The 23,059-nt window shown below is 55.9% G+C and carries 24 protein-coding genes; 6 read left to right on the top strand and 18 right to left on the bottom strand.

Annotated features, from left to right (window positions below):
• Nucleotides 1-22: 22 nt before the first annotated feature.
• The 5 genes from guaA to rnc form a co-directional block, all read right to left on the bottom strand.
• Entirely contained in the window at nt 23-1,576 is a 1,554-nt protein-coding gene (gene guaA, locus RBQ93_RS06490) for a glutamine-hydrolyzing GMP synthase (RefSeq protein ID WP_320371274.1), read from the bottom strand.
• 13 nt (nt 1,577-1,589) lie between these two features.
• Nucleotides 1,590-3,056, bottom strand: a complete 1,467-nt coding sequence (guaB, locus tag RBQ93_RS06485; RefSeq protein WP_320371273.1) for an IMP dehydrogenase — start codon at nt 3,054-3,056, stop codon at nt 1,590-1,592.
• Between the two features lie 80 nt (nt 3,057-3,136).
• Entirely contained in the window at nt 3,137-4,207 is a 1,071-nt protein-coding gene (locus RBQ93_RS06480) for a M42 family metallopeptidase (RefSeq protein ID WP_320371272.1), read from the bottom strand.
• An 18-nt stretch (nt 4,208-4,225) separates the two neighbouring features.
• On the bottom strand, nt 4,226-5,269 hold the full coding sequence (locus tag RBQ93_RS06475) for an elongator complex protein 3 (RefSeq protein ID WP_320371271.1): 1,044 nt from the start codon (nt 5,267-5,269) through the stop codon (nt 4,226-4,228).
• Nucleotides 5,270-5,281: 12 nt separating this feature from the next.
• Nucleotides 5,282-5,968, bottom strand: coding sequence for a ribonuclease III (rnc, locus tag RBQ93_RS06470; RefSeq protein ID WP_320371269.1), 687 nt, complete (start codon nt 5,966-5,968; stop codon nt 5,282-5,284).
• A 123-nt stretch (nt 5,969-6,091) separates the two neighbouring features.
• Here rnc and tmk point away from each other — a divergent pair, with 123 nt between their 5' ends.
• The 4 genes from tmk to metG are packed head-to-tail and all read left to right on the top strand — an operon-like array spanning nt 6,092 to nt 10,388.
• Nucleotides 6,092-6,730, top strand: a complete 639-nt coding sequence (gene tmk, locus RBQ93_RS06465) for a dTMP kinase (protein WP_320371268.1) — start codon at nt 6,092-6,094, stop codon at nt 6,728-6,730.
• Nucleotides 6,727-7,719, top strand: a complete 993-nt coding sequence (gene holB, locus RBQ93_RS06460) for a DNA polymerase III subunit delta' (RefSeq protein ID WP_320371266.1) — start codon at nt 6,727-6,729, stop codon at nt 7,717-7,719. The genes tmk and holB overlap by 4 nt, the downstream gene beginning before the upstream one ends.
• A gap of 39 nt (nt 7,720-7,758) precedes the next feature.
• Nucleotides 7,759-8,856 carry a stage 0 sporulation family protein gene (locus RBQ93_RS06455; protein WP_320371265.1) on the top strand — a complete coding sequence of 366 codons (1,098 nt, stop codon included), beginning with the start codon at nt 7,759-7,761 and terminating at the stop codon, nt 8,854-8,856.
• 5 nt (nt 8,857-8,861) lie between these two features.
• The gene (metG, locus tag RBQ93_RS06450) at nt 8,862-10,388 is read left to right on the top strand and encodes a methionine--tRNA ligase (RefSeq protein ID WP_320371264.1); all 1,527 of its coding nucleotides are present in this window, start codon (nt 8,862-8,864) and stop codon (nt 10,386-10,388) included.
• 81 nt (nt 10,389-10,469) lie between these two features.
• On the opposite strand, the gene RBQ93_RS06445 is transcribed toward metG, so the two are convergent.
• From RBQ93_RS06445 to RBQ93_RS06395, 11 genes are all read right to left on the bottom strand, one after another.
• Entirely contained in the window at nt 10,470-10,760 is a 291-nt protein-coding gene (locus tag RBQ93_RS06445) for a HesB-like protein (RefSeq protein ID WP_320371263.1), read from the bottom strand.
• 78 nt (nt 10,761-10,838) lie between these two features.
• Nucleotides 10,839-11,813 carry a DUF523 and DUF1722 domain-containing protein gene (locus tag RBQ93_RS06440; RefSeq protein WP_320371262.1) on the bottom strand — a complete coding sequence of 325 codons (975 nt, stop codon included), beginning with the start codon at nt 11,811-11,813 and terminating at the stop codon, nt 10,839-10,841.
• 5 nt (nt 11,814-11,818) lie between these two features.
• Entirely contained in the window at nt 11,819-12,133 is a 315-nt protein-coding gene (locus tag RBQ93_RS06435; protein ID WP_320371261.1) for a pyrimidine/purine nucleoside phosphorylase, read from the bottom strand.
• 32 nt (nt 12,134-12,165) lie between these two features.
• Nucleotides 12,166-12,969 (bottom strand): AmmeMemoRadiSam system protein B, encoded by an 804-nt coding sequence (gene amrB, locus RBQ93_RS06430; protein WP_320371260.1) that lies wholly within the window; start codon nt 12,967-12,969, stop codon nt 12,166-12,168.
• A gap of 12 nt (nt 12,970-12,981) precedes the next feature.
• Entirely contained in the window at nt 12,982-13,560 is a 579-nt protein-coding gene (gene scpB, locus RBQ93_RS06425; RefSeq protein ID WP_320371258.1) for an SMC-Scp complex subunit ScpB, read from the bottom strand.
• Nucleotides 13,541-14,356 carry a segregation and condensation protein A gene (locus RBQ93_RS06420; protein WP_320371256.1) on the bottom strand — a complete coding sequence of 272 codons (816 nt, stop codon included), beginning with the start codon at nt 14,354-14,356 and terminating at the stop codon, nt 13,541-13,543. Before RBQ93_RS06420 ends, scpB begins: the two co-directional genes overlap by 20 nt.
• 2 nt (nt 14,357-14,358) lie before the next feature.
• On the bottom strand, nt 14,359-15,345 hold the full coding sequence (gene trpS / locus RBQ93_RS06415) for a tryptophan--tRNA ligase (RefSeq protein WP_320371255.1): 987 nt from the start codon (nt 15,343-15,345) through the stop codon (nt 14,359-14,361).
• Between the two features lie 17 nt (nt 15,346-15,362).
• Nucleotides 15,363-16,043, bottom strand: coding sequence for a site-2 protease family protein (locus tag RBQ93_RS06410; RefSeq protein WP_320371254.1), 681 nt, complete (start codon nt 16,041-16,043; stop codon nt 15,363-15,365).
• Nucleotides 16,044-16,177: 134 nt separating this feature from the next.
• Nucleotides 16,178-17,590, bottom strand: coding sequence for a type I glutamate--ammonia ligase (gene glnA / locus RBQ93_RS06405; protein WP_320371252.1), 1,413 nt, complete (start codon nt 17,588-17,590; stop codon nt 16,178-16,180).
• Nucleotides 17,591-17,639: 49 nt separating this feature from the next.
• Nucleotides 17,640-17,978 carry a P-II family nitrogen regulator gene (locus tag RBQ93_RS06400; protein WP_320371251.1) on the bottom strand — a complete coding sequence of 113 codons (339 nt, stop codon included), beginning with the start codon at nt 17,976-17,978 and terminating at the stop codon, nt 17,640-17,642.
• 219 nt (nt 17,979-18,197) lie between these two features.
• Nucleotides 18,198-18,929, bottom strand: coding sequence for a PilZ domain-containing protein (locus RBQ93_RS06395; protein ID WP_320371250.1), 732 nt, complete (start codon nt 18,927-18,929; stop codon nt 18,198-18,200).
• A 123-nt stretch (nt 18,930-19,052) separates the two neighbouring features.
• Between RBQ93_RS06395 and RBQ93_RS06390 the strand changes: the two genes are divergently transcribed.
• On the top strand, nt 19,053-19,874 hold the full coding sequence (locus RBQ93_RS06390; RefSeq protein ID WP_413818364.1) for a M23 family metallopeptidase: 822 nt from the start codon (nt 19,053-19,055) through the stop codon (nt 19,872-19,874).
• Between the two features lie 50 nt (nt 19,875-19,924).
• Complete coding sequence (locus RBQ93_RS06385; protein WP_320371247.1) at nt 19,925-21,022, top strand: class II aldolase/adducin family protein; 1,098 nt, start codon at nt 19,925-19,927, stop codon at nt 21,020-21,022.
• A gap of 59 nt (nt 21,023-21,081) precedes the next feature.
• On the opposite strand, the gene RBQ93_RS06380 is transcribed toward RBQ93_RS06385, so the two are convergent.
• Nucleotides 21,082-21,480 (bottom strand): hypothetical protein, encoded by a 399-nt coding sequence (locus RBQ93_RS06380; protein ID WP_320371246.1) that lies wholly within the window; start codon nt 21,478-21,480, stop codon nt 21,082-21,084.
• Complete coding sequence (gene malQ, locus RBQ93_RS06375; protein WP_320371245.1) at nt 21,477-22,976, bottom strand: 4-alpha-glucanotransferase; 1,500 nt, start codon at nt 22,974-22,976, stop codon at nt 21,477-21,479. Before malQ ends, RBQ93_RS06380 begins: the two co-directional genes overlap by 4 nt.
• Between the last annotated feature and the right edge of the window lie 83 nt (nt 22,977-23,059).

Below are 23,059 nucleotides of genomic sequence, written 5' to 3'. Positions count from 1 at the left end.
CCTCCTGCCGGTGTGGTCCTGGTTATTCCCACTCAATGGTTGCAGGCGGTTTTTGGGAGATATCGTAGACCACCCGATTGACCCCCTTGACCTCATTGATGATACGGGTCGAGATGCTGCCCATCACCTCGTAGGGCAGCTTGACCCAGTCGGCGGTCATACCGTCCAGCGAGTTTACGGCCCGTAGCGCAATGGTGTAGTCGTAGGTGCGGGCATCGCCCATCACGCCCACTGAACGGACCGGCAGCAGCACAGCAAAGGACTGCCATATCTCGCGGTACAGACCGGCCTTGCGAATTTCATCCAGTACAATGGCGTCCGACTCCCTCAGGATCTCCAGCCGGTCAGCGCTGATCTCGCCGATACAGCGGATCGCCAGGCCAGGGCCAGGGAACGGTTGACGGTGGATAACCTCGTCCGGCAGGCCCAACTCCTTGCCCAGCAGGCGCACCTCGTCCTTGAACAGTTCCCGCACCGGTTCGATCAGCTTCATCTTCATCCGTTCCGGCAGGCCGCCCACGTTGTGGTGGCTCTTGATGACTGCCGAAGGCCCCTTGGTGGAGACCGATTCGATTACATCCGGATAGAGGGTGCCCTGGGCCAGCCATTCTACGCTACCCAGCTTCTTGGCCTCATCCTCAAACAGATAGATGAATTCGTTACCGATGATCTTGCGTTTCTGCTCCGGGTCAGTGATCCCTTTCAGCTTATCAAGGAAGCGGGATGACGCCTCCACATAATCCAGATTGATCTTGAAGTGGCGGGTAAACAGGTTGACCACCTTTTCGGCTTCACCCTTGCGCAGCAGGCCGTTGTTGACGAAGATGCACTGCAGCTGGTCGCCGATCGCCTTGTGCAGCAGCACGGCCACCACCGACGAATCAACCCCGCCGGACAGGGCACAGATCACCTTGCCGTTACCCACCCGGGCCCGAATGGCAGCGATCTCGGTCTCGATGAAATTGGCCATGGTCCAGAGTGGCTCACAGCCGCAGACCGTAAAGACAAAGTTCCCCAGCATCTCGGCCCCTTTGGGGGTGTGTGCCACCTCGGGATGGAACTGCACCGCGTACAGGCGGCGCTGCTCGTCCTTCATGGCCGCCGCCGGGGTGTTGTCGGTATGGGCGATGGCCTTGAACCCTTTCGGCATCTGCTCGATCTTGTCGCCATGGGACATCCAGACCTCTTCTTTGCCGGCAAGACCGGAGAACAGGTCGCTGGTGTCATCGATGGTCATGGCAGCCCGACCGAACTCGCGCTTGTCGGAACGCTCCACCTTGCCACCCAGCTGACTGGTCATCAGCTGCATGCCGTAGCAGATGCCCAGCACCGGCACGCCCAGGTCGTACACGCCGGCATCGGAATGGGGCGCATCGGCGTCATAGACGCTGCTTGGGCCTCCAGACAGGATAATTCCCTGCGGGGCAAAGGCTTTGATCTTTTCCAGGGAGATATTGTAGGGATGTATCTCGCAATAGACTGACTGCTCGCGAATGCGGCGTGCGATCAGTTGGGTAACCTGGGAACCGAAGTCGAGGATCAGGATCTTCTGGCTGTGAATATCGGTGGAGCTCATATCACTCAATTCCTTACTGTGCTCTATAGTTAGGTGCTTCCTTGGTAATGGTGACATCGTGGACGTGGGACTCTTTCAAGCCGGCGCCGGTGATACGGATGAAACGTCCGTTTTCCTGCAACTCTTTGATGGTGGCGCAGCCGGTATAGCCCATGCCCGAGCGCAGTCCGCCGATCAACTGATGGATGTTGGCAGACAGGGGGCCGCGCAGCGGTACCATCCCTTCGATTCCTTCCGGCACCAGCTTGACGTCATCGCCCACATCTGACTGGAAATAGCGATCCTTGCTGCCCTCTTTCATGGCGCCGATCGAGCCCATGCCACGATAGCTCTTGTAGGTTCGGCCCTGATACAACACCGTGTCGCCGGGAGATTCCTCGGTACCTGCAAACAGCGACCCGATCATGATCACGTCGGCGCCGGCCGTGACCGCCTTGGGCAGATCACCGGAGAACTTGATGCCGCCATCGGCAATCACCGGTACGCCATGCTTGTGGGCTACGCGGGAGCACTCCATGATGGCGGTAATCTGAGGCACACCGACACCGGCCACCACACGGGTGGTACAGATGGAGCCGGGTCCAATACCCACCTTGATGCCATCGGCGCCGGCCTTGATCAAGGCCTCGGCAGCAGCGGCAGTGGCAATATTGCCGGCAATGATTTCAATGCCGGGAAAGGTCGCCTTGGCGCGGATCACCGCGTCAATCACCCCTTGTGAATGCCCGTGGGCCGTGTCAATCACCACCACATCCACACCGGCCTTCATCAAGGCCTCAATGCGGGCTTCCATCTCGGCGGTGGGACCCACCGCAGCACCTACCCGCAGACGACCCAGGCTGTCTTTACAGGAATGGGGATATTTTTTGACCTTCTCGATATCCTTAATGGTGATCAGGCCCTTCAGGTTGCGATCATCATCCACCACCAGCAGTTTTTCAACCCGGGTGTGCTTCAGGTGTTCCTTGGCCTGCTCCAGCGTGGTGCCCACCGGCACCGTCACCAGATTTTTCTTGGTCATCCGCTCGGAGATAGGCAGATCAAAATCGGTCTCAAAACGCAGATCACGGTTGGTCAGGATACCCACCAGTTTGCCGCGCTTATTGATGACCGGCACCCCGGAGATGCGATAACGGGCCATGATCTCCAGCGCCTCGCGGATCTTCTGGGTGGGACGCATGGTGATCGGGTCAACGATCATGCCGGATTCGCTCTTTTTGACCTTGTCCACCTCATGGGCCTGTTCCTGGATAGTCATATTCTTGTGGATGATGCCGATGCCGCCCTCGCGGGCCATGGCAATGGCAGCGCGGGATTCGGTCACCGTATCCATGGCGGCGCTCACCAGCGGAATATTCAGGGCGATGTTACGGGAAAGCCGTGTGGTCAGGTTTACATCGCGGGGCAGCACCAACGAATGGGCGGGGAGCAGCAGGACATCATCAAAGGTCAGACCTTCGGGGAGTTTTTCGTACGGCATGGCGTCGCTACCTCATGGTGAGATAAATTTTATCGACGTTAGTACAGCCTAACGTCGAAGTCAAGACTGTCTACACGATCTCAGCGCGGCACAAAGGCATCCTTGGTCTTGATCCGTTTCAGGGCGGCCACGATCAACTTGGCAGCCGCCTCCAGATCGGCAAGCGACAAAACCTCCACCGGGGTGTGCATATAACGTAACGGCAGCTTGACCAGGGCGGTGGCAACACCGTTGCGGGAGATCTGCATCACGTTGGCATCGGTGCCGGTGGCCCGCGGAGCAGCGGTTAATTGCACTGCAATCTTGTCTTTCTGCGCCGAGGTGTATAACAGCTCAAACAGTTCATGGTTGATGTTGGCGCCACGGGGCAGAATCGGCCCCTTACCCAGGGCCACCTCGCCGTTGTGTTTGCGTTCAACGTCCGGCTGGTCGGTGGCAAAATCCACCTCCACACAGATGCCGATATCGGGATTCACCGTATAACTGCTGGTGGTGCCTCCCCGCAGTCCAACCTCTTCCTGTACCGATGAGACGCCGTACAGGTCCACCGGCAGTTTTTTGTCTTCAGCCGCCACCAGACGCAACACCTCGGCCACCACAAATGCGCCGGCCTTGTCGTCAAAGCCGCGGCTGGCCACACGATCACCCTGCAGGCGGGTAAAGCAGCTGGCAAAGGTGACGCAATCCCCTACCCGCACCAGTTTCTGGGCCTCTTTTTTGTCCTTGGCGCCGATGTCTATGTACTGGGCATCCAGCTTGACCACGGTCTCTCGATCCTTGCCATCCATCAGGTGGATCGGTCGTTTGCCGATCACCCCGGCCAGGGGGCCGTTGGTTGTATGGATGTTGACTACCTTGCCCGGGGTCAGATGAGCATCCACACCGCCGATGGCGGCGAAATAGAGAAACCCTTTATCGTCGATATACTTGATCTGTAGGCCGATTTCGTCTGAGTGCCCCACCAGCATAACCTTGGGGCGATCTTTACCCTGTCCGGGAATAAAACCGTAAACGTTGCCCAGCACATCACTGCTGACCTGGCAATAGGGTGTAATGTAGTCGCGGAACAGCCGCTGGGCTGGTTGTTCGTAGCCGGATGGACTGGGGGCGGACAACAACTGCTCAAGAAATGTGATCGACTGCTTGCGCATAAACTGATACTCCTTGAATTAATATATAGTTAGCCAAGAACCGCTAAAGCTGAAGGTGAGCGCTTCCAGGCGAACATGATGCTGATCCAGCAACGGATCGGGCTGCACACCGGAGACGGCGATACCGGCCTGCCGCCAACGCTGAAGATTGCGGTTGCCGTGCCCCCGCACCTCGGAAACGCGCTGGGGGTGACAGTGAACAAGTACCGGGTCGGCGGCGGGCAGCTGCTCTGACAAGTGCAGGACCAGCTCAAAAAACAGCTCATCCTTCACCAGGTGTCCCAAGGCCGGATGCCAGCATCCTGCCAGAATTGTCTGACCGGACACCAGGCCCTCGTCGGCCTGCAGGCCGATGCGGATCACCGGACAGCCTGCCCTGGTGGCTTCGCGCAACAGTGCGGCGCAGAGCCGGGTGCCTTGTTCCAGATCTGGCGGGTAATAGCTGCCCTGCTGATAAAGCCGGGCAAGTCCGGTACCAGCCAGCACTACCGCCGGATAGATCCTGATAAAGTGTGCACCGGCGGCAAGCACGCCTTGTAATGAATCAAGCGCCTTTGCTTTGGTGTCACCAGGCAGGCCGGGCAACAATTGGGCGCCGACGGCAAAATCTCTGCCGGCAACACGCTGAATCGCCTCCAGCGCCTGTTGCCCACTATGACCGCGACCCGTGCGTTGCAACACCTCATCATTGAGAGATTGTACCCCGATTTCAATGGTCCGCACCTGGTGGGCAGCCAAAAAATCCAGCGTGGCAGTATCAAGGGCATCAGGACGGGTGGATACACGCACCCCATGCACACGGCCCGTTGCAAGGAACGGCAGCACCGCCTGCAGCATTTGTTGCTGCCGCGACTGCGGCAACAGGGTAAAGCTGCCACCGTAAAAGGCCACCTCGGCTGGACGGCCAGGCGAACGTGCCAGCCATTCCTCCACGGTTGCTGCAATCAGCTCTGCTGACGGCAGCTCAGCCTGCTCGCCGCTGATCAGATGCTGATCACAGAACAGGCAGGTGTGGGGGCAACCGGCATGAGGAATGAAAAACGGGATGATCAACGGGCGCATGGCACTATAGTGTTACCGGCCCTGAAGTTGTTGCAGTGCCACCCTGGCCGCCGCCTGCTGGGCAGCTTTCTTACTACGCCCCTCCCCTGTTGCAATCCGCTCGCCATGCAGGATGACAGAGACGGTAAAACAACGGTCATGGGCAGGGCCATCTTCGGCAATCAGCTCATAGGTCGGCACGGCTCGATGCCGGGCGGCCAGCCATTCCTGCAGTTCGCTTTTGGGGTCGTTGAGCGGTGCGTCGTTCATGGCCCTGGTAAGCAGAGGGGTGTAGATCTCATGCACCACAGATTGCACAGCCGCAAAGCCTCCATCCCGATAGATAGCGCCTAAAAGGGCTTCCAGCACGTCGGAAAGGATCGAAGGCTTGTCGCGGCCACCATCCTGCTCCTCCCCGCGTCCCAGCAGGATATGGCGGGCAATGCCCAGCTCCGACGCCAGGTCAGCCAGTCGAGGCTGATCTACAAGTGAGGCCCGCAACCGTGACAGGTCGCCTTCCGACAGTTGAGGATACTGCTGCGACAACAGGTCGGCCAGGCAGAGGCTCAAGACGGCGTCCCCCAAAAATTCAAGCCGTTGATAATCAGACAAACCTGACTCCCGCGATTCATTGACAAAGGAGGGATGGGTCAGGGCCTGACGCAACAGGGATGTATTCTGGAAGGTGTAGCCAAGGATGGTTGCGGGCAATGCTGGCATTGTGGCTCCTTGGATACGGAGTATAGCGTCTCGCTGAAGCCGCTGCAAGGTTGTTCGCTTTGCGGTTGCCAAGCAGTACGCAGATGCCTATAATGTCCCATTTTCGAGGACAGCAAACCAACGATGTTTCTAACTTTTGAAGGCATAGAGGGTTGTGGCAAGAGCACTCAGGTCCGCTTGCTGGCCCAGACACTGACGGCTGCCGGCCATCAAGTGATGCTGACCAGGGAACCGGGGGGCTGTCCGATCGCCGATCAGGTGCGGTCAGTGCTGCTGGATGCCGCCAACCGGGCCATGGTGCCGATGACCGAGCTGTTATTGTACGGCGCAGCCAGGGCCCAGCATCTGGCCGAGGTGATCCGCCCTGCCCTCAGTCAGGGCAAGATCGTGCTCTGTGACCGGTTCAGCGATGCCACCCGTGCTTACCAGGCCTTTGGTCGTGGACTTGATCGTCAACTGATCGAACAGGTCAACCAGTTGGCTTGTCAGGGGCTGGCGCCAGATATGACTCTGCTGCTGGACTGCCCGATTGAGGTTGGGTTAGCGCGGGCGCGGCAACGGATTGATGCAGCCAGCGGACCACGTGAAGAACGGTTCGAACTGGAGGCATTGACCTTTCACCAACGGGTACGTGACGGCTATCTGACCCTGTCGCACGAGGAGCCGCAACGCTTTGTGCTGGTGAACGCCAATCAGAATCCCGAACAGGTTGCGGAACAGATTGCCGCAGCAGTTCTTCCTCGTCTGAGTGGACAGCTATGATACGCTTTGATGAGCTGCTGGGGCAGGATCGGGTGGTGGACGCTCTGCGCCGTTCGATAGCTGCCAATCGGGTGGCCCATGCCTACCTGTTTGAGGGTATTCCCGGTTGTGGCCGACGAACCACTGCAATGGCACTGATTGCTACTTTGTTTTGTCATCAACCGACGGCGGACGGGGCCTGTGGCAGCTGTCCCAGCTGCAAAAAACTGGCGGCCGGCAACCATCCTGACCTGCACCAGTTGGAACCACTGCCGGACAAGCGGGATATCAGTATTGAACAGGTGCGAGAGCTGCAGCAGATGTTGTCCTTGCGGCCGTTTGAGGCCAAGCGTAAGGCATGCCTGATCGAACCGGCCGAACGAATGTCCGTTGGGGCCGCCAACTCGCTGCTCAAGACCCTGGAGGAGCCACCGGGCCACGGCCTGCTGATTCTGTTGACTAGTCAGGCCGATCTGCTGTTGCCGACAGTCCGCTCACGTTGTCAGCACCTCAGGTTTGCGCCGCTTGGCATTGATGATCTGACCAGCTTGTTGGTCCGTCAAGGTATGACGCCGGATAGCGCCGCCACGCTGGCGCCGCTGGCTGAAGGCAGCCTGGAGTTAGCCTGCAACCTCAAGGAAGAAGATGCCAGCGCCAGTCGCCAGGTGCTGCTGGATGCATTGCGTCAGGTGCGTCATCAACAGGTTGCCACCGTGTTTGACACCAGTGAGCGTTTGGCCGGAGGGCGGAACGAAGCCTTGGAACTATTTGCCCAGTTGATCTCCCTGCTGCGGGATATGCTGCTGCTCCGTTCAGCCGCGTCGGATCGGATCGCAAATGTCTCGTTACAGGGGCGTCTGCTTGAAGAGGCCGACCGTTTCCTTCCCGCTCGCTTGATGGAAGCCCTGGAGTTGGCCATAGAAACGCGCCGCGCAATACAGGGTAACGTCAACCCGAAATTGGCGCTGGATCGTTATCTGCTGCGGTATAGTCGTTTGAGAATCACCTGACCCAATTCAGGGCGGGCTAGAGATAAAAGGAGCGTGCACGTGGTACGTGTTGTTGCAATACAATTCAACCATGCCGGTAAGATCTATGATTTTAATGCCGGAGAGATGGACCTGAAGCCGGGCGATCGCGTGGTGGTCGATACTGAACGGGGTGCCGGCCTGGGGATGGTGGTTGCCGAACCGGTGGAGAAGGACCCTGCCCAGTATGCCCAGCCTTTGGCGATGGTACGCCGTCTGATGACCCCGGAAGACGAACAGACCCAGGCCCACCATGCCCGTCGCGAACAGGAGGCACGTGAATTCTGCCTGCGCCGTATTAAAGAACGGGGCATGGATATGAAGCTGGTGCGGGTGGAGTACCTGTTCGACGGCAGCAAGGCGGTCTTTTACTTTACCGCCGATGGTCGGGTGGATTTTCGCGAACTGGTCAAAGACCTGGCCCATACCTTCCACACCCGAATAGAGATGCGTCAGATCGGCGTACGTGACGAGTCAAAGATGGTGGGGGGACTCGGCATCTGCGGACGAGAGCTGTGCTGTGCCTCATTCCTGAGGGATTTTCAGCCGGTTTCCGTCAAGATGGCCAAAGAGCAAAACCTGGCTCTGAACCCCACCAAGATATCAGGACAGTGTGGTCGTCTACTCTGCTGCCTTGATTACGAGTACGAAGCCTATTGCGAGCTGCGCAAGAATTTTCCTAAGTGCGGCAAGCGGGCCTGTACCGTTACTCACTGTGGCACGGTGGAAAAGATGAACCTGCTGACCGGCGAACTGACCTTGCGTCAGGGGGACGGCAAGCTGGTCAGCGTGAAGGTCAACGAACTGGTGGATGAGTCCAGCCTTGCGGCAGCACCCAAGGCTGCAGCAGCTGAGCGCCCACAGCAGCCCAAAGAGCGCCGTGACCGCGAACAGCAGGCAAAACAGCAGCCACAGAAACAGCGTCAGCCACAACAACAGCAAGCCAAAGCTGTGCCAACTGCCGCTGAACAACCGATTGCGCCCCCCCCGGCAGCAGCGCCGGCACAAGAACCAGCAGCATCCGACGAGCAGAAACCGAAACGGAAAAGGCCTCGCAACCGGCGCCATGGCCACCGTAAGCAGCACGATAAAAAACCTGATGCACCAACCCAGGAGTAAGCACCATGAAGCCGACCTTTTACCTTACCACCCCGATCTACTATGTGAATGATGTGCCTCACATCGGCCATGCCTACACAACGCTGGCGGCAGATGTGCTGGCCCGCTACAAACGACTTAAAGGGTATGATGTCTTTTTTCTGACCGGCAGCGACGAGCATGGACAGAAGGTTGAAAAGGCAGCCCAGGCGGCCGGTGAAACGCCGCTTGAACTGGCCGACCGCGTGGTCAAGCGATTTCAGGCCCTGTGGGAAAAGCTGGGTATCTCCAACAGTGACTTCATCCGCACCACTCAGGAGCGCCACAAGCAAGGTGTCAGCCACATCTTCAAGCAGCTGATGGATCAGGGCGATATCTATCTGGGTGAGTATGAGGACTGGTACTGCACCCCCTGTGAGACCTTCTGGACCGAGACCCAGGCTGAGGACGGCAAGTGCCCTGACTGCAACCGGCCGGTGGAGAAACTGAAGGAAGAGTCCTATTTTTTCAAAATGAGCGCCTATGGCGAACGCCTGTTGGCCCACATTGAAGCCAACCCCGACTTTATCCAACCCCGCACCAAGCGGAACGAGATCATTTCGTTTCTGAAGGAGGGGTTGCGGGACCTCTCGGTATCCCGTACCTCCTTTTCCTGGGGTATTCCGGTGCCGGGCAACGAGCGGCATGTGATCTACGTCTGGTTTGACGCCTTGACTAACTACATCACCGCCCTGGGCTATCCGGACGCCAGTGGCAACTTCGGTACATACTGGCCGGTTGATGTCCAGTTGATTGGTAAGGATATCCTGCGTTTTCATGCGGTTTACTGGCCCACCTTCCTGATGGCGGCCGGCCTGCCGCTGCCCAAGAAGGTCTTTGCCCACGGCTGGTGGACGGTGGAAGGCCAGAAGATGAGCAAATCACTGCAGAACGTGGTGGAACCGAACATGCTGATCGACAAGTACGGCGTGGATGTGGTGCGCTACTTCCTGCTGCGCGAGGTGCCGTTTGGCCTGGATGGTGACTTCTCCCATGCCTCGCTGATCAGTCGAATCAACTCCGACCTGGCCAACGACATTGGCAATCTGTTGTCCCGTTCCACTGCCATGCTGGTCAAATATTTTGACGGCGCCCTGCCCGCTCCTGGTCAGTTGACTGAACTTGACCTGGCCTTGAAGTCAAAGGCGGAGACTATGATCACCACCGTGGATGCCTGCATGGATGAACTGGCCTTCAGCAAGGCGCTGCAAGCCATCTGGGAGGTAATCGGCGCCGGCAACAAATACATTGACGAGACCACCCCCTGGTCTCTGGCAAAGGACCCGGCCAATCAGGAACGTCTGGCTACGGTCATGTACTGCCTGCTGGAGGTTCAGCGTCTAATCCACAGTCTGGTGGCGCCCTTCATGCCTGAGACCGCGCACAAGGCTCTGATCTGCCTGGGGTGGACTGCCGAAATCAGTCAGCACGACCTGGTCTGGGGCAGGCTGGCTGCCGGCACTATGATCAACAAGGCAGAGGCGCTGTTCCCGCGCATCGAGACCAAAGAATAAACAAGAGCGTCACACGCAAAAAAGGCCCGATCAGAGAGTAGCTGATCGGGCCTTTTTTGCTATGCAACTGATACCTTGATGCTATGAACAGGAAGAGGCTCCCCATGCCGGCGCAATCACCAGGCCTTCACCCTCTGCCGACTTGATATAATCAATTACCTGTTGATCCACAAACGACAGCAAGCCCTTCTCCAGCACCACGTTAATTTCATTCAGCACCATGCTGGCGTCCTTCTCGGTTGGCTCATCCAGAGCCAGTCCCAAACGGGGACCTCCTCAGCCAAACCCTTCAAACACCACCCGCAGGCTCTTGCCAGGATTTTCGGCAAGCACCGGCAGCAGCATCTCTTTAGCAGCATCAGTAATCTGCATAACCACCTCCCGTGGAATATATTCAATTATTCATATAGGTCAAAAATTGCATTTTGTCCAGCGAAGAATGAGGAGGGTTTAAACGTGATTCCGCAGCATCAAGTCTTGGGGGTGGGGAGAAAGATAGACCTGTTGTAGCAGATAGTCATGCTGGTACTTGCGGATATAGTGATTGAGCAGGGTAATCGGCACGATCAACGGCAGCAGGCGCTGACGATAGGCCTCAATCAGGTCGAGCAACTCCTGTTTTTCCCACGGCTCGAGCTGTTTTTTAAAGAAACCCATCACGTGCTGCAGGGTATTGACCTGTTTCGCAGGGGTGGCCTGTAACGACAGGGCCTTCATGAAAGTGGCCAGATACTGCTCTCGCATGGTAGGGAGCGGCATCTGCTTGCCCTGGGCCACCAATCGGCCCAGCTCTCGAAGCTGTTGAGGACTATGGCTGAGAATCAGAAACTTGTGACGGGCGTGGAAGGAAACCAGGCCGGACAGGCTACCGTCATGTTGTTCAAAATCCTTCCAGCGACGGTAACAAAAGATACGCTCCAGAAAGTTCTCCCGCAATGCCGGATCGTATAGACGACCTTCCTCCTCCACCGGTAGCAGTGGAAACTGTTTACAAAAAGCAGCCGCAAAGAGCCCCCTGCCATTGGGTGATGGCATGCCGTTTTTTTCCTGGTAGACCTTGACCCTGAACAGACCGGAGCTGGGAGAGTTTTTTTTGAAGACAAAACCACACAGATCATCTTGAGCCAGTTCAGCAAGTTTACGCTCGCAAAAGGACTGCATCTGCCCGGTGAGATCCTTGCCGGAACGGATGGTCACCAATCGCGGCGCCGATGGATCACCCACCAGGCGCATCGCCTCACGGGGCACCGGCATACCGGACTCCTTCTCGGGACAGACCGGCACCAGCTCGAAATAGCGGCCCAGGGTGTCGGTGATATAATGGTCATGTTTGTGACCACCATCATACCGAACCGGCTGACCGAGCAGACAGGTACTGACCCCCACTCGAATCGGTTGCGCAATCGGTGCTGGCTTGGAGAACATCATAATCAGGGCAGAAAGGAACAGCAGTAGTCGGATACGGCCTTAACCCGCATGGTGAATGAGGAGTTGGCCGGTACCTGAAAAGACTGACCGCCGAGAATCGTTTTCCATCCGGTTTCACCAGCCAGTTGCAGTTCAAGCTCTCCGGAAAGTATTTCCATCACCTCGGCCGCCGCAGTGTTAAAGGTGTACTCGCCTGCCTGCATGATGCCCAAGGTCTTCTTGGTGCCATCAGCAAACAGCACCGTGTGGCTGGTTACTGCACCGTTAAAATAGATGTTGGCTTCACGAACGACGGTTACATTGGCAAATTCAGACATTCACGTCTCCTGTACAAGATATTTTTGCAAGCTTACCAGACAGACACGGCGGCATAGGCTACTACTTCACTGAGATCACCGGTCACCTCACCACTGGTGGTGTAGGCCACCAATTCAGCTTGCGTGGCACCAAGCTCTCTGGCTGCCACCAACATCACGGCAGCCGGCACTACCCCGCACATGGTGATATGCCGTAAGCGGCACACCTCCAACAAGCCTTCAGCATCGAGAGCAAGTACCTTCTTCAATGCCTGCATATCCTTCTGTTTAGCGGTTTCGGCTGATTCGTAGTGCGTCATGTCGGAACTGGCCAGTATCAGCACCGGCTCTCCGAAACCGCGGATCGCAGCAGCCAACCCTTTGCCCAGCAGTTCGCACCCTACAGTATCGCCAAAGGAAAGGCACAGCGGCACGATACTGACATCAGGGCGTAGATGTTGTAGCAGGGGAACCTGTACCTCCAACGAGTGCTCAAGGGCATGGGCAGCAGCATCAGACTGAACTGCCGGGATCAGTCGCTGAATCAGACCGCTCAATCGCTTTTCAAGCGGCACCACTCCCAGAGGTGTCTGCCAGCCATCTTCAGGGGCCAGTGCAGCCAAGGCGCCTGTGCCTCGGTGGTTGGGGCCGAGCAGCACCACCGTGCGCGGGATTTCGATGCCAGCCAACAGACGTCCGGCGGTACTGCCGGAGTACTGATACCCGGCATGGGGAGAGATCACTCCGATCACCGACCGTTTGTCAGTACATTCGGGAACCAGCTGATGCAGCACGTTACGCAGATCATCTGCGTTGCCTGGATAAAACTGTCCAGCTACGGCCGGTTTGCGGATCATGACACACCTCCTTCAAGGGTTGTCAGTCTTAAGCGGCAGTTCCTCCTGCACCTCGAATACCGGCACCTCATCCAGGGCCTGCATCTCACGCAACGTGGGCAACCCTTTTAGGTCATTAAGATTGAATATCTCAAGGAACTCGCGCGTAGTGCCGTAGATGATCGGGCGACCGGGAATGTCCTTTTTGCCCAGTATCCTGATCAGCCGTTTTTCCAGCAGCGACTTCAGTACGGCGCCGGTATCAACCCCACGCAGATATTCTACTTCCTGTCGCGTGATCGGTTGCCGATAGGCTACGATGGCCAGGGTCTCCAGGGCAGAAGGAGAAAAACGGGGCGGCTTGCCTTTCACCAGACGGGAGAGATAGGGCATCAACTCCGGCCAGGTGCGCAACTGCCAGCCACCGGCCACCTCCACCAGATGGATACCGGCGTGGCGGGCCTGGTAATCATCACGCAGCTCTTGCAGCGCAATCCTGATGGCGGCACGCTCATATTCTGGCAGTAGCTCACTGAGCCGATCCACCGTCATCGGAGAATCAGCTACAAACAGCATCGCCTCGATGATTGCGTTAAGAGAGGGTGTCGCCACCGCGAACTCCATCGGCGGTTTCAATAGCTACCGCCGGATATATATAAATTATACCACAATCTGAATTTTGTAATACTTTTGACATCTTCAGGCGACACAGTTCAAGCAGGGCCAGAAAGTTTACAATCAGGCGTTCACGGCTGTCATCCAGACTGAACAGCTCATCAAAGGCCAGCATCTCCCGTTCCTGCAAAAGTGACAGTATCTCGTTAATGGCGTCGGCGATGCTGACACTTTCGAAGCCGATCACCTCATGCACACGGGCGGTGGGCACCCGCGCCAGGAGCGAACGAAACGCCTCGGCCAGTTCAAACAGGTCCAGCTCCAGCTGACCTTCTTCAGAGGCCACAGGAAGCAGATCCGGGTCCGTGATGCGTCTGGCAAACACCTCGCGCCCTAGCAGCTCTCGTTCCCCCAGATGCTGGCCAGCCTCCTTGTAACGCTGGTAGTCCAGCAGTCGGCGCACCAGCTCGGCCCGCGGATCTTCTTCCTGCTCACCCTCCCCCTCTTCCGGCTCCGGGTTGGGCAGCAACATCCGCGACTTGATCTGCAACAGGGTGGAGGCCATTACGAGAAAATCGCCGGCCACCTCAAGATTCAGCTCCTTCAGAAACGAGAGGTATTCCAGATACTGCTTGGTGATCAGGGCGATCGGAATATCGTAGATATCCAGCTCGTTTTTGCGAATCAGGTGCAGCAGCAGATCAAGCGGGCCCTCAAAGGTGTCCAGCTTGACACTGTAGGCGGATGAACTGCCCTCAAACAGTGATGAACTGCTATCCGCCGTTGGGGGCACAACTATACCCTCAGGGCCGCACGGACATCCTGGATGGTTTTCTTGGCTTCCACTGTGGCACGTTGGCTGCCGTCTGCCAGCAGATCGTTGACAAAGCCCGGATCCTGAGCAAGCTCTTCACGCTTGGCGCGGAACGGGGCCAGACGCTCATTCAGGTGCTCGGTCAGTATTTTTTTGCAGTCCACACAACCGATTGAGGCGTTTTTGCAGGCCGGTACAATCTCATCCAGCTTGTCCTGCGGGAGATAAATCCGGTGCAGGTTAAAGGCCACACACTGTTCAGGGTCGCCGGGATCGGCCCGCCGAATCCGTTGAGTATCAGTTACCATCCCTTTGATCTTGGCGGCGGTTTCCTCGGCAGTTTCGGACAGGTAAATCGAATTGCCGTAGGATTTGCTCATCTTGCGGCCATCCAGTCCAAGCAATTTGGGCGTCTCGGTCAGGAGTGCCTCCGGCTCGGGGAAGACCTGGCAATTGTAGAGGTGGTTAAAACGCCGTGCAATCTCACGGGTAATCTCCAGATGGGGCAGTTGGTCATGTCCAACAGGCACCCGCAGTGCTTTATAGAGGATGATATCGGCCGCCATCAGCACCGGGTACCCCAGGAAACCGAAGGTGGAGAGATCGCGCTGTTCAATATTGTCCAACATCTCTTTGTAGGTAGGGTTGCGCTCAAGCCAGGAAACCGGCGTGATCATCCCCAGGATCAGGTTCAGTTCGGCATGCTGGTCCACCTGGCTCTGCTCAAACACAAGGCACTTCTGCGGATCAAGGCCAAAGGCAACCCAATCCAGTACCATCTCGCGGGTTGAATCCTTGATTCCGGCGGTATCGGCATACTCAGTGGTCAACGAATGCCAGTCAGCCACAAAAAAGAAGCAGTCAAACTGATCCTGAAGCTTGACCCAGTTTTCCAGGACGCCGTGATAATGACCAATATGAAGGCGCCCGGTGGGGCGCATGCCGCTAACGATGCGCTGCTTTTGCATGGACTGACTACCTCATTTCAGAAGAGCTTAAAACTGGCCGCGTTGTAGACTAAAAGACTGTAAGGACCTGCCAGCAGCTTGATGCCAGCCGACAGAAATGGCAGCAGGATATAGGAAAAGACCGGGGTAAAGAACACCAGCAGAATAATGATGATCATACCGTAAGGCTCAAGCCGCCCAAGGGCCATCGACTGCCGGTAGGGTAACAGCCCCATCATCACACGGCCACCATCCAGGGGCGGAATCGGGATCATGTTAAAGACCGCCAAGAGCAGGTTGATATAGATCGAAAAGGCCAGCATGTATTCAATCGGTTTTAGCACCTGCAGCGTGGTTGATGTCTCAAGCCCACCCACGGATATACCGGAAATGGCACGTAACAAAACGGCAGACAGGATGGCAATGCCGAAATTGGTGATCGGTCCGGCCGCTGATACCCAAATCATGTCACGCTTGGGATTACGCAGGTTTTCAATCAGCACCGGCACCGGTTTTGCCCAGCCAATACCAATGATAAACAGCATCAGGGTGCCGATGATATCGAGGTGTTTCAATGGGTTGAGCGTGAGGCGTCCCTCCATTTTAGCGGTGGGATCACCAAACCGCCACGCCACAAAGCCGTGGGAGACTTCATGACAGGTAATGGCAAACAGTCCCGGCACCAGCTTGATGGACAGTTTGAGAAAAAAATCTTCCACAACACCTCCGATTATTATTGGTCAGTTTTTGTAGCATGAAAGCTGTTCTGGCGTCAATTAAGCCAACAGCAAAGGGCGGGATTGCTCCCGCCCTTTGGCTACACCTGTTTGTGAATAAAAAACCGTCTTTTTGCCTAGATGTCGTAGTACAAGGCGAACTCCAGCGGTACCGGACGCATCCGCATCGGGTTCACTTCAGACTCCATCTTGTACTCGATCCACTTTTCGATTACGTCCGGGGTGAAGACATCGCCCTTCAGCAGGAAGTCGTGATCGGCTTCCAGGCACTTGAGCGCATCTTCCAGGCTGCCCGGAGCGGACGGGATGTCCTTCAGTTCTTCAGGAGAAAGACCGTAGATATCTTTGTCCAGCGGTTGGCCCGGATCAATCTTGTTCTCGATACCATCCAGGCCGGCCATCAGCATGGCGGCAAAGGCCAGGTAGCCGTTGCAGGATGGATCAGGGGTGCGATATTCAATCCGCTTGGCCTTGGGGTTGGTGGACATCATTGGAATCCGTAAGGAGGCGGAGCGGTTGCGGCTGGAGTACGCCATGTTAACCGGCGCCTCAAAACCTGGCACCAGACGCTTGTAAGAGTTGGTGGTCGGGTTGGTGATGGCGCACAGGGCCTTGGCGTGCTTGATGATACCGCCAATGTACCAGAGGGCCATCTGGGACAGCCCGCCGTATTTATCGCCGGCAAACAGATTCTGTCCGTCTTTCCAGATGGACATATGGCAGTGCATACCGGAACCGTTGTCGCAGTAGAGCGGCTTGGGCATAAAGGTAACGGTCTTGCCATTGCGCCAGGCAACATTCTTGATCACATATTTGAACCACTGCAACTGGTCAGCCATATCGACCAGCGAGGAGAAGCGCATGTCGATTTCGGCCTGCCCACCGGTGGCCACTTCGTGATGCTGACACTCGACACGAATGCCCACCTTCTGCAGCTCTATCACCATCTCATTACGCAGGTCGTTCTGCGAATCAACCGGCGCGCACGGGAAATAGCCTTCCTTGTGGCGTGGTTTGTAGCCAAGGTTGGGGAACTCTTCACGGCCGGTGTTCCAGGCGCCCTCTACCGAGTCAACCATATAGAAGGCCTGGTTGGCGCTGGAATCGTAACGCACTTCGTCGAAGATGAAAAACTCGGCCTCAGGTCCGAAGAAGGCGGTGTCGCCAATGCCGGTCGACTTGAGATAGGCCTCTGCCTTGCGTGCAATGTTACGCGGATCACGGGTGTAGTCTTCCTTGGTGATCGGGTCAAAGATGTTGCAGATCAACGACATGGTCGGCACGGCAACAAACGGGTCGATCTTGGCGGTGGTCGGATCGGGTAGCAGGATCATGTCAGAGGCGTGGATAGGCTGCCAGCCGCGAATGGAGGAGCCATCAAACCCCTGGCCTTCCTCGAAGGTGTCCTCGTCAAATTCGGTGATCGGCACCGATACATGCTGCCAGGTGCCAATAAAGTCCATGAACTTGTAATCAACCATCAGGACGCCGTTTTCTTTTGCAAACTCAACCACCTGTTTCGGGGTCATTGAACGTCTCCTTTCTAAACTGTCTCTGTAGAGTATACGAGCGGACTCGTTAAAGTGCCTCTTCGCCGGTTTCGCCGGTCCGGATACGAACCACGGCTTCCACCGGGGTCACGAAGATCTTGCCATCTCCAATGCGACCGGTTTTGGCTGCTTTTTCAATTGCCTCAACCACGTTTGGTAACATGCCGTCAGCAACAATGATCTCCAACTTTATCTTGGGGATAAAATCAACTACATACTCAGCGCCGCGGTACAGTTCAGTGTGCCCTTTCTGACGACCAAACCCCTTTACTTCGCTGATGGTGATGCCCTGAATGCCGATTTCGTTCAAGGCCTCTTTGACCTCGTCAAGTTTGAACGGCTTGATGATTGCCTCTACTTTTTTCACGCTCTGTACCCTCCCCTCTCAATCACCGGGCTTGTGGAATCTTGAAGCGTCTTGGTTTCGCCCCATCCATTTGCAAGCAGTTTGCCAATTTTGGAAACAGTGTAACAAGCTAAAATCACGTAATTCAACGTGGTGTCTGATAACGTGGCCAAAAGATATCTGCACAAATAAAGTGCACAACACGCATGCATGCCTATTTATTGATCATAAATCAGACGACTAAACGGTCAGTTCTTTCAGTTCGCGAATAATCTCGACCTGGCGTTGGTTGATGTAATAGGCAAGGGACTGCTGTGAGTGTCGTTCGGAATGAAATTCGAGGAAGCAGGTGACGGATGGGGTTGTTTCAACGATCTTGACAACCGTTGCGGTGACGCCGATCTCACGCACCGAGAGATCATCAGGGGCTTCAAGTTTGAGTATCAGGTTGACTTCCTTACCCGATTTGAGGGGACCAAGTTCGCCATGTACCTGTAGAGCAACGCCGCCCAGGGAAATATCCCGGACCGTGGCAGGAACTATTTCAGAATCGCAGTAGATATCAGCATCAGAACGACGGCCGTGTTGTCCGTCGAGGCAGACCCGTACGAAGCGACGCAGGTCGGAGCGGATCTTTGCATAGCGGAAACGACTGAGGATTACCTTTTTACGACTGGCGTTGACATAAAATACTTCGCCAACCAGATCTTCCGGCACCGGGCTTTTTTCGTGAGAGCGGATCAGCACCTTTTTTTCAAGGGTGATTACCTTTGCCTGGTACTCATGCACTTCGAACTCGGCCATCTCGTTGTCAACTGACACAAGACGAGCATCGTATGATACGGGGATTTCTTTGTAGTAGTTGAGGAACGAGAAGGTCTCTCCTACCATTCCCTTCAAAAATTGTATGATGAGCAGGTTGTCTTCCCGCTCGGAGCCACGAACCACATTATCGTAGTAGGAAAAATCCACGTCGGATCCTTGGAAGTTGGCCTGGTTGGCGTAGAGAAGCGATTGCAATGTGGTTTAAAAAAAGCGTATAGTTACAGCGACTTCTTTTTTTATCAAAAAACAGGACCGACCACAAGCACTCATATGCAAAAAAAACGTATGGTTCACGGCACACGTCTCAGGTTGTTTTCGGGGCTGATTTGTATCTGTATACTGGTGTTGTGCTACCTGTCCTCTCCTGCTATGGCCGACATTTATCGTTTTGTAACCATTGACGGTGTCGAGACTTTCACCGATGCGCCGCTTAAGAAGGAGGCGCGGGTTGTCATTAAAGACACGGCTAAAAATGCTCGTAAAACCTCTGCCAAACGCCTTTCAAAAACAACCAGGCTTACACCGGCCCCTTCTCTGCACGAAATCATTGAAAAGACCATTCAGGCCCAGGCCGCAGTGCCTGACACCACATTACACGACACCTTACTGCCGGTGGATGGCCAGATCACTTCAGGGGTTGGTATGCGCATCGACCCCATTGACGGCACCTGGCGCAACCACAATGGGATCGACATCGCCGTGCCTGAAGGCACTCCGGTCAGGTCGGTGGCCGGCGGTACGGTCCTGTATGCCGGGCTCCGCTCCGGTTACGGCTGGACCGTGCTGATTGAGCACGACAACGGCATGATCACGCTTTACGCCCACAACAGCAAAATAACGGTAGACGTCGGTCAAGGCATCAAAAAAGGCGATGTTGTGGCCCTGGCCGGCAGTACCGGTCGCTCGACAGCCCCCCATGTGCATTTTGAGGCATGGCAGACAGGCAACAACGTCACCCCGGCCTTTATGCCCGGCAGCACCATCAAGATTGCCTCATTACCCGGCTACCAACGCACCCGGGCCAGCTTCCGCAAGCAGGTGCTGGCTGATGGGTCATTGCTGATTACCAACGTGCCCAACGCCATTCCGTAGTGAATCATATGTTGACCCGATACAACCGTTTGCTGGCAGACGAGGGCTGCGTGCGACCCGGCAGAGTGGCCTTGGCCGGCCGTAACGATGCCATGACGTGCATTGGACCGGCTGATCTCTCAACACTGGCTGCAGCAGTCATGGAGCGCCTGTCCTGCACGGCGCTGGTTGTGGCAGAGCCACTGCTCCCCTATTCCGCATTATTGCAGCGTCGTGCCACTCCTGATCAGAAGATCATTGTACCTCGCGACTCAGAGTCACGTGCCTCGCTGCACGATATACCGCTTATTGCTGCCACAGATGGTCATTCGTTGCCAGATATGATTGCAACGGCACTTGCATGCCGCAAAGGCGCCATTGTCAGTGGCGTCGGCATGGTTGCACATGGCGCGTTAACCGTGGAGCAGGCCTATATTGGCTGGTCGTCACTGTATCACGCCACCTGCATCAAATATCTCGAAGACCTGCTTGCCTACGGCCCCCAGCTGTCGGAGGAGGCAGACACCATTAAACAGCTGCTGGCCCCCTTGCCAGCCATAAACGGCGAGCAACCAGATTTTTGTAGTGCCTCCCTGACCGATGCGACCAGTATCATCCGCGAGCTTGCCGCTGTTGGGCGCGCCACTGTCAAGATGGGGCTGGTTGATTCTTTTTTTGGCAACATTTCCTACACCAGTCATGACACACTCTACATCTCCCAGACATCAGCCCGCCTGGATGAACTGGAACACCAGATCGATCCGATTCCCCATGACAACTCTTCAACAGCGGGTATTACGGCATCCAGTGAACTTCCTGCTCACCGGGCCATTGTTGCGGCAACCGGCTGTCGTGCTGTTCTGCATGGGCACCCCCGTTACCCGGTGGTTATGAGTTTTTTCAGCAGCTCTACTGAACATGAAGGGATCGATCAAGTCTGTGGTATTCCGGTGGTGGGAGGTGAAGGTGGACAGGGCGGTCTGGCCCAGACTCTGCCTCGCGCCTTTAAACTCTCCGGAAAGAGGACAGTCATTGTGCGCGGACATGGTGTCTTCTGTATCGGACAGGATAGTTTTAGCGAGCCGTTTGCCGCTCTTGTATCGGTGGAGCGTGCCTGTCGTAAAGAATATCAGCAGCGGCTCGCCAGACTGATTGTTGATAGAAGCTAACGAAAAGGGCGCTGAGAATCTCAGCGCCCTTTTCGTGTCTGACACACGTATCTCAGTATCTAACAGCCTGCTGTCTTGCGGAACAGCTTGCTGACGTTCTTGCCCTCTGCATCGTAAAACTTGCAACGTATTTCATCCCCCACGCCGATCCGTTTATCGCGCAACTTATCCAAGGTAAGGTCATCAGTGACGGTGATCGGCACTTTATTACCGGTCTTGTTGTCTTTCAGCATGACCGTGGCACTGTTACCAGAAAACTGTATTTTTTCAACCACCCCGACAATTTTCTGGTCAGCGGCAAAAGCAAGCGATGAAAGGCCGAGCATGACGACTACCATAAAAACAGAAAAGCTTTTTTTCATGATGCAAACTCCTTTTCGGTGCTGATTTAAAAACTGAACCGGCAAAACAGCGTCAAAAACATAAGCAACAATTACTTTTTTAGCAAGAGTTTTCACATCTTCTTCGACGTGGCAAGTCGTCCGTAACGCTTGACAAGCTGACGATAATGCGCCGCCAATGCTGGCGTCAACGATTTTGGTGGCATGCGCCACCCCCAGTTCCCGTAAGCCGTGCCGGGAAGATTCATGCGGGCCCCTGTTGGCAACTTCAAAATGTCCTGCATCGGCAGGATAGCATCGGTTGCAACCGACATCAGGCAGGTCCGGATCAGGTCATCGGCAAGATCGTCTCCGGTAACCCCCAGGTATTCGCGCATTGCCTGAGCCACCTCCGGACGTAACGATGCAGCCCAACCGTAGCTGGTATCATTGTCGTGGGTGCCGGTATAAACCACACTATTAGTCAGATGGTGGTGAGGCAGATACGGGTTGGACGCATCCGAATCGAAGGCAAATTGCAAAATTTTCATTCCGGGCAGCCCAAACCGGTCACGCAACGCCTCAACCGGCGGGGTGATCACGCCGAGGTCTTCGGCAATGAATGGCAGGCTGCCGATGGCGTTCTGCACTGCAGTAAAAAATCCAGCACCAGGCCCCGGGACCCAACTTCCCTCGACGGCGGTCAAAGCATCGGCCGGCACCTGCCAGGCAGCCTCAAACCCTCTGAAATGGTCAATCCGTACCAGATCGAACTGCGTCAACATCTGCCTGATGCGTGCAACCCACCACGCATAGCCGTCACGGGCCATCTCTTCCCACCGATACAATGGGTTACCCCACAGTTGACCGGTACTGCTGAAATAATCAGGCGGTACACCGGCCACCTCGGTCGGAAGCCCCGTATTGTCCAGCAGAAACAGATTGCGGTTGCACCAGACATCGGATGAATCATGGGATACAAAGATCGGCAAATCACCGACGATAGCTATGTCACGTTCAGCCGCATAGTCTCGCACCCGTTGCCACTGAAGCCAGAATTGCCACTGCTGATATTTCTGGACACCGATCTCGACCCCCAGAGATAACGAGGCGCGTTCGCAGGCCGCCTGATCACGCAGAGCCAGATCCTGGGGCCAACTGGTCCAGGGCTGACCATGAAAGTGACCTTTCAGTGCCTGAAACAGCGCATAGTCGTGTAGCCAGTCGGTAGAGTCGCAAAAACGCCAAAAAGCCTCGAGTCGCGGCGTTCGGCCCTGCGCAAAAAAATTGGCTGCGGCCATAGCCAGCAGCCGTTCCTTATGGTTTGTAACAGCGCCAAAGTCGATACGATCAGTGGAAAACTCATCGAACTGCGTATCAGCGGGCAGATCACCGTCTTTCACCATTGCTTCGATATCGATCAACATCGGGTTGCCGGCAAAGGCTGAATAGGATGAATAGGGGGAATTGCCAGCCGCTGGCGGAGTAAGTGGCAGCACCTGCCAGAGTGAAAATCCGGACTCGGAAAGAAAGTCGAGAAAACGGAACAGCTCAGGCCCCAGGCAACCGATACCGCCGTTGCCCGGCAGTGAGGTCGGGTGCAGCAATACGCCGGCACGACGTCTGACAGTCATGGATACCCCCTTTAAAACACGGCTACTGTTTGAATTAACGGAATTGTACGCTATAGTCAAAACATTCCCCGCGCTGGAGTAGC

Origin of the sequence: Trichlorobacter sp., assembly GCF_034008105.1 — a bacterium.
Taxonomy (GTDB): domain Bacteria; phylum Desulfobacterota; class Desulfuromonadia; order Geobacterales; family Pseudopelobacteraceae; genus Trichlorobacter.
The sequence above is the reverse complement of the archived record's forward strand: the minus strand, read 5'-3'. Positions and strand labels throughout refer to the sequence as shown.

Coding starts and splice junctions, on each gene's coding strand:
- guaA (WP_320371274.1), bottom strand. CDS start 1,576: ATGAGCTCCACCGATATTCACAGCCAGAAGATCCTGATCCTCGACTTC.
- guaB (WP_320371273.1), bottom strand. CDS start 3,056: ATGCCGTACGAAAAACTCCCCGAAGGTCTGACCTTTGATGATGTCCTG.
- RBQ93_RS06480 (WP_320371272.1), bottom strand. CDS start 4,207: ATGCGCAAGCAGTCGATCACATTTCTTGAGCAGTTGTTGTCCGCCCCC.
- RBQ93_RS06475 (WP_320371271.1), bottom strand. CDS start 5,269: ATGCGCCCGTTGATCATCCCGTTTTTCATTCCTCATGCCGGTTGCCCC.
- rnc (WP_320371269.1), bottom strand. CDS start 5,968: ATGCCAGCATTGCCCGCAACCATCCTTGGCTACACCTTCCAGAATACA.
- tmk (WP_320371268.1), top strand. CDS start 6,092: ATGTTTCTAACTTTTGAAGGCATAGAGGGTTGTGGCAAGAGCACTCAG.
- holB (WP_320371266.1), top strand. CDS start 6,727: ATGATACGCTTTGATGAGCTGCTGGGGCAGGATCGGGTGGTGGACGCT.
- metG (WP_320371264.1), top strand. CDS start 8,862: ATGAAGCCGACCTTTTACCTTACCACCCCGATCTACTATGTGAATGAT.
- RBQ93_RS06440 (WP_320371262.1), bottom strand. CDS start 11,813: ATGTTCTCCAAGCCAGCACCGATTGCGCAACCGATTCGAGTGGGGGTC.
- RBQ93_RS06435 (WP_320371261.1), bottom strand. CDS start 12,133: ATGTCTGAATTTGCCAATGTAACCGTCGTTCGTGAAGCCAACATCTAT.
- amrB (WP_320371260.1), bottom strand. CDS start 12,969: ATGATCCGCAAACCGGCCGTAGCTGGACAGTTTTATCCAGGCAACGCA.
- trpS (WP_320371255.1), bottom strand. CDS start 15,345: ATGCAAAAGCAGCGCATCGTTAGCGGCATGCGCCCCACCGGGCGCCTT.
- glnA (WP_320371252.1), bottom strand. CDS start 17,590: ATGACCCCGAAACAGGTGGTTGAGTTTGCAAAAGAAAACGGCGTCCTG.
- RBQ93_RS06390 (WP_413818364.1), top strand. CDS start 19,053: ATGCAAAAAAAACGTATGGTTCACGGCACACGTCTCAGGTTGTTTTCG.
- malQ (WP_320371245.1), bottom strand. CDS start 22,976: ATGACTGTCAGACGTCGTGCCGGCGTATTGCTGCACCCGACCTCACTG.